The sequence below is a fragment of the Flavobacteriales bacterium genome (assembly GCA_013214975.1).
In the GTDB taxonomy this organism is placed as follows: domain Bacteria; phylum Bacteroidota; class Bacteroidia; order DT-38; family DT-38; genus DT-38.
The window spans coordinates 1-5305 of record JABSPR010000251.1 but is presented as its reverse complement, the minus strand read 5'-3'; the positions used below and the strand labels follow the sequence as shown (position 1 = coordinate 5305).

Below are 5305 nucleotides of genomic sequence, written 5' to 3'. Positions count from 1 at the left end.
TATTGGAGGGGTTAAATTCAAAAATACAGCTCGCTAAAAAGAGGGCGAGAGGGTATCAAAATATCTCCAACTTTATAAACATGATTTACTTTACTTGTGGAAAACTCAAATTTGACTACCCACTATATTTGACATAGAGCCATTTTATTTAAGTTCTGCTCCAGTGATTCAACAATTTCTTTTTGATTATCACTACTTGGGTAGCAAATTGGCAAATTCAAAAACATTGGCAATCGTAATGAGTCCACAGTTGTTTTTACCGAAATTCTCATTACTTCTTTCGAGAGGTTGACCTTTAAGTAATAATAAAAGAACTTCCCCAATATTGTCCTAAAGTTGCTAATCTTATATACTCTTTGGTGATAATCAAACTTACCATCGATGTAGTGAAAAACTTTAGCCACCCCTGCACCATCTCCTGCTGTCAATACAGCCTCCCCATCAAATGAGAAAGTAGAAATATTTTCAATTGTGTCTGAACGTACAAAGAAAGGAAACGCCCCGTCTGGCTCCTTGTCTATTGAATCTTTTTCTCCTGTTTTTATCTTGCTCAAGTACTTCAGTTTCTTTACCTCCCAATGTTTCGGAATCTCACTCAACCACTCGATGCCAGAATCTTTCATTTCCACATTTGGGTCTAAGCCTTTGGTTACAGCTTCGTTGATAATTGCCGTTTTTCGCTCTTTGAGTAGCTTAATTGCCTTTTCTTTCAACTCAATAAAACTTTTTATTCCAGCCGTTTTCTTGTCTAAGAAATTAGCGATGACCGCTTGTTCTGCTGGCATCGGAACCGGCAACTGAAACAAATTAAATTCGTCAGCAGGCAATCTCCATCGCCCTAACTCCGAACTTCCTTGACCAAGATGGAAAAACAATTTATCCCAATATCCTTTTTGGAATAAGTAAAGCATATACCGTGCATCACATTCTTTGTCCTTCAATTTGAAGACGCGATAATCAGGACTCATCACACCATCATACTTTGAGATATCCACAAACCCTGTCAATAAATCCATATGATTCATTCCGAAATCTCCCTTGTCAACCAACTGGTATTTTGAATAATCCATAGAAAGTTGGCCACCACCACTCTCAATATCTTTTATCTTAATTCCTCTTTGAGTTATTGACAAAACATTATGGCCTAACTCACCTGAAATCCTTTTGGTAATATCAAAAAGGTATTTCACTTTTTTCACTTCCCAATCACTTGGTAATTCTCCAATCCAGCCAATGCCAGAATTCTTATATGAAGGATATGTTTTAAAATTGTTCATTAACTTAATATTTGTTTCAACAATCCTTCACTTGCTTTCTCGACTTCCAATAAGTCAGCGGTAATATCTTCTAAACTTCTTAGAGGTTTGTATTTGTAGAAATACTTGGTAAAAGAAATTTCGTAACCAGTGGTAGTTTTAGAATAATCTATCCAGGCATCTGGTACATGAGGGATTACTTCCCTTTTAAAATACTCGTCGATGTCCTCAAGCAACGGAACGTTCTCATTGTCTCTTAAATTGGCATCTGGCTCATAAACAATGGTGCCATCCTTTTCCTTCTTTTTAATAACCCGTTCTGCTTCCTCGTTTTCCCATTTAATGGCATTGATGATTTGTTTCTTCTGCGCATTGTCCAACTTCAGTTTTAACTTCTTAATAGCATCATTAAAAATGATTTGGTAATCGTTAAAGTCGTTGCTGATGTCCTCACTAAAATGTTCGAACAATTGTTGAGCTGCCTCCATCACTTTCTTTTGATCCTTCCAATAATTTACATCGAACAATTTATTTTTATTGGGTGGCGTTACTTTAATCTCGTTGGTTTCCCAGTACATTAAAAGCGCCTCTTTATGTTGTTTAACATCTGTGTACACATCTTCGCCATATCGTTCGTAGATGTATTCCATTTCGTCTTGTAAAGCGGTATTAAACCTTAAAGAGGCTACTTTCTCTTGGGTAAACTGACACGACAACCTCAAAGGACGATCTATCGTGATTTTATTATAGCCGAAGTCTGAGTTCTTAAACTTTTTAGAAACTTCAGTTTCTTCAAAAGACAAATAGATATCTGTGATCTCTCTAATCTGCTCTTTAGTTAGTTCGTAAGACTTTGCTCCCAGACTCTTTCTCATTTTCTTGTAGATTCCAGAAGCATCTATTAACTGAACCTTACCTTTTCGCTCCTTCGGCTTTCTGTTAGACAGAATGAAAATGTAGGTTGAGATTCCTGTATTGTAAAACATATTTTTTGGCAAACCGATAATACAATCCAGCCAATCCTCTTCAATAATCCATTTCCTTATATTGCTCTCACCACTTCCAGCATCGCCAGTAAACAAAGCAGAACCATTGTGCACAGAAGCAATACGAGAACCAAGATCTGAACTGTGTTTCATTTTCGATACCATGTTGGCCAAAAATAAAAGTTGTCCATCACTGCTTCGTGGCGTTCCCTTTTTAAATCGAGGATCGATAATTTCTCTTCCGTCTAGAATGGCATCCATGTCAATTTTCCAACTTTTCCCATAAGGAGGATTAGAGAGCATAAAATCAAACCGCTCTCCGATAAACCCATCATTACCAAGCGTAGAACCGTATGCTATGTTCTTGGGATCCTCATTTTTAATAAGCATATCGGAAGTACAGATGGCGTAGGTTTCAGGATTTACCTCTTGTCCATGTAAAATAAATTTTGCCTGATTATCCGTTATTTCCTTAGCGAATTTTTCAGATTCCGTTAGCATTCCCCCTGAACCGCAAGCTGGATCATAAATGGTATGACGAGCACGGTCTTTGAATTTCCCTTTTAATGGTTCGAAAACGATATGAGTCATCAAGCGAATAATCTCTCGTGGGGTAAAATGTTCTCCGGCTTCTTCGTTGTTCTCCTCATTAAACTTTCTAATCAATTCTTCAAAAACATAGCCCATTCCTAGATTGGTTAATCCAGGTAGTTTTTCGCCTTTAGAATTGGTTACATCATCAGGGCCAAGGTTTATTTCGTTCGACACCAGTTTTTCAATGAGTCCATAAGTAATCCCAGCTTCTTGCATGGTCTCCAACTGATTTCGGATCTTAAACTTAGAGATGATCTCTTGAACATTTGGCCCAAACCCATCTAAGTATTCTAATAAATTAGAATCAATTCTATCTGGGTCGGACATAACTGAAACGTATTTGAATTTTGCATCTTCCTCACTGTTTTTTCCCAATGTAAATCCAGACGTATTGTAAAATGGGTATTTAGAGACCTTGGTAAGAGAAGACTTCTCGTCAATTTTATTATCAATTAGAAACTGATTGGTTTCTAAAACCTTTTCTTTTGTTGTTTCAAGAAGAACATCTAATCTTCTAATAACGGTAAACGGCAGGATGATGTCTCTGTACTTTCCTCGTACAAAAACGTCTCTCAATACATCATCTGCAATACCCCATATAAAACTTACTACTTTGTTGTGCGCCTTATTATCCATTCTGCTCTTTGCTTTTCTATTGTTTGCTAATTAACTCCTTTTTTGAAGGATTGTGAAGGTAGGTAATTGGTGGATAGTTATTGAGATAACTAAATGATCATTCCCGCCCCTGCCTCTTTGGTGGTTTTAATCATGCCATATAGTTTCTTTTGAAATACATTTCCTGCCAACTTAAATTTTATTAAATCTGGCGATTGACTTGTTATGGCAAACTTGTTATTTAATACTGTCCAAGCTGATGTGGAAAGTACTTTCCATTCTTTACTCAACTCCTCACCATATATCATTTCAAAGTCAGGTGTCACAGCATCCTCTATTACCTTCCAATTTTCTTGAAGAAGAATACCTTTTTTAAGTTGCCAAACACCAATATCTTCATTGAGTAATAAATCACTAAAAGAGTCTAATGACTCTTCAAGGTGTACGATTCGCTTATGTCCAATTTCTGAACTCCTCAATTGATCACTAACGGCATCCAATTCTAAACCTAATGTGAGTTTGTCTACATCAACTTCTGTAAACACTCTAAGCGTTGACAAATAAATCCGATCAAATTCAGAAGCAATTTCCGTCATCCGCTTTATTTTGTCGTTATGTAACGTTGTAGCAAATTCCCTTTTTAACTGTATTCGATTTTCGTATGACTCATTAAAAAAGCCCCATAATGAACCGAATAGTGTAAGCAATCCAACAATTACACTCCATCGGCTAATAAAGATTTTATTCTTAATCTCCTTTATTCTCCATTCTTCTTCGGTCAATTCTGCCATAATAACTTTACTTAGTCTAGGATCTAAACAGGCTTATGCTTTTCAACTTCTTTTTCCAACTCATCGAATTCCATAACTTCTAATGAATCGGATAGTTTGGAAACCAAATTGTCATACTCTTCAAGCAGCTTTTTTTCCAATTTTCTTCCTTTAAAGTTTTTAAACTTATTCTTAAGCGACGCTCCCCATGTACCAAAGCGAACTCCTATGTACAACATCCCTGCAAAAGCCCTTGAGCATCCATCATGTAAACAACCTTCATGAAATATCTTATCTGCTTTTATCCTGTCGGCCTTAGAAACATCAGGATTTCGGCCCTCTCCTACATAATAATCATGTATAACCGAAGCTCTTCTGTATTCCCCTGTAAACGGGGAGCCCACTCTACTCCATAAAAATTCAGGAATTGTTGCTCCATTTACATAACAACCTTCGGGTGATGTCCATTTTTTTCCTCGCTTGTCCGTATAGCTGAATGCTTCGAGTAAAGTCATTCCGCGGTATACATCTTTATTTCCTGGTCCTTTTGGGTTACCAATCCATACTGTTTTGGGGTAACCACTAAATCTTTGCGCCATAATTATATTTTAAAGATCAATAACAAACGAAGCATAATTCGGCTTCATAAAATGATACCTCATCTTACCTCCTGAGTTAGATGCATGGTGGGCTACCCTGTCCGTTAGTTTTTTCATATGCTTCTTATTATCTGAAATATGGTTATTAGCCTCACTACTACTAAACCACAGTTTAAACCTATTCCCAACCTCTGCATTCCCACTTCTCTCATCTGTATTTCCTAAACGAGAATTTACTACAAGATCTACCACAGGTATTTCCGGGTTTTCGTGCCCGCCATTGCCACAAAATATATAATGATCTGCGGTAACATCTTTGCAAAATTCCAGATCTATATTTGCTTCTGCCCCATGGTGTTGTATTTTCAGCACATTTACATGTATCCTCCCATGACTATCTAGTTTTTTCTGCTGCTTCAATCCTTCCAAGATATCCTTGCAATGTCCATCTCCCGTAAACAATGCTTTTTTCCCGTCTTCTTCAT

The 5305-nt window shown here is 37.0% G+C and carries 6 protein-coding genes; 1 reads left to right on the top strand and 5 read right to left on the bottom strand.

Annotated elements, in window-relative coordinates:
- The coding region (locus tag HRT72_08195; protein ID NQY67689.1) for a transposase at positions 1 to 137 on the top strand (137 nt) is incomplete at its 5' end.
- Here HRT72_08195 and HRT72_08190 read toward each other — a convergent pair.
- The 5 genes from HRT72_08190 to HRT72_08170 all read right to left on the bottom strand — a co-directional run.
- On the bottom strand, positions 123 to 1277 hold the full coding sequence (locus HRT72_08190; protein ID NQY67688.1) for a restriction endonuclease subunit S: 1155 nt from the start codon (positions 1275 to 1277) through the stop codon (positions 123 to 125). The genes HRT72_08195 and HRT72_08190 overlap by 15 nt on opposite strands.
- On the bottom strand, positions 1277 to 3472 hold the full coding sequence (locus HRT72_08185; protein ID NQY67687.1) for an SAM-dependent DNA methyltransferase: 2196 nt from the start codon (positions 3470 to 3472) through the stop codon (positions 1277 to 1279). The genes HRT72_08190 and HRT72_08185 overlap by 1 nt, the downstream gene beginning before the upstream one ends.
- Positions 3473 to 3561: 89 nt before the next feature.
- A complete protein-coding gene (locus HRT72_08180) occupies positions 3562 to 4242 on the bottom strand; it encodes a hypothetical protein (protein NQY67686.1) in 681 nt (226 codons plus the stop codon).
- A 23-nt stretch (positions 4243 to 4265) separates the two neighbouring features.
- Entirely contained in the window at positions 4266 to 4820 is a 555-nt protein-coding gene (locus HRT72_08175) for a DUF1353 domain-containing protein (protein NQY67685.1), read from the bottom strand.
- Positions 4821 to 4829: 9 nt separating this feature from the next.
- Positions 4830 to 5305: hypothetical protein (locus HRT72_08170; protein ID NQY67684.1), on the bottom strand; the 476-nt coding region annotated here is incomplete at its 5' end.

Excerpts from the sequence above, each read along its gene's own strand:
- HRT72_08175 (NQY67685.1), bottom strand. The coding sequence starts at position 4,820 with ATGGCGCAAAGATTTAGTGGTTACCCCAAAACAGTATGGATTGGTAAC.
- HRT72_08185 (NQY67687.1), bottom strand. The coding sequence starts at position 3,472 with ATGGATAATAAGGCGCACAACAAAGTAGTAAGTTTTATATGGGGTATT.
- HRT72_08190 (NQY67688.1), bottom strand. The coding sequence starts at position 1,277 with ATGAACAATTTTAAAACATATCCTTCATATAAGAATTCTGGCATTGGC.
- HRT72_08180 (NQY67686.1), bottom strand. The coding sequence starts at position 4,242 with ATGGCAGAATTGACCGAAGAAGAATGGAGAATAAAGGAGATTAAGAAT.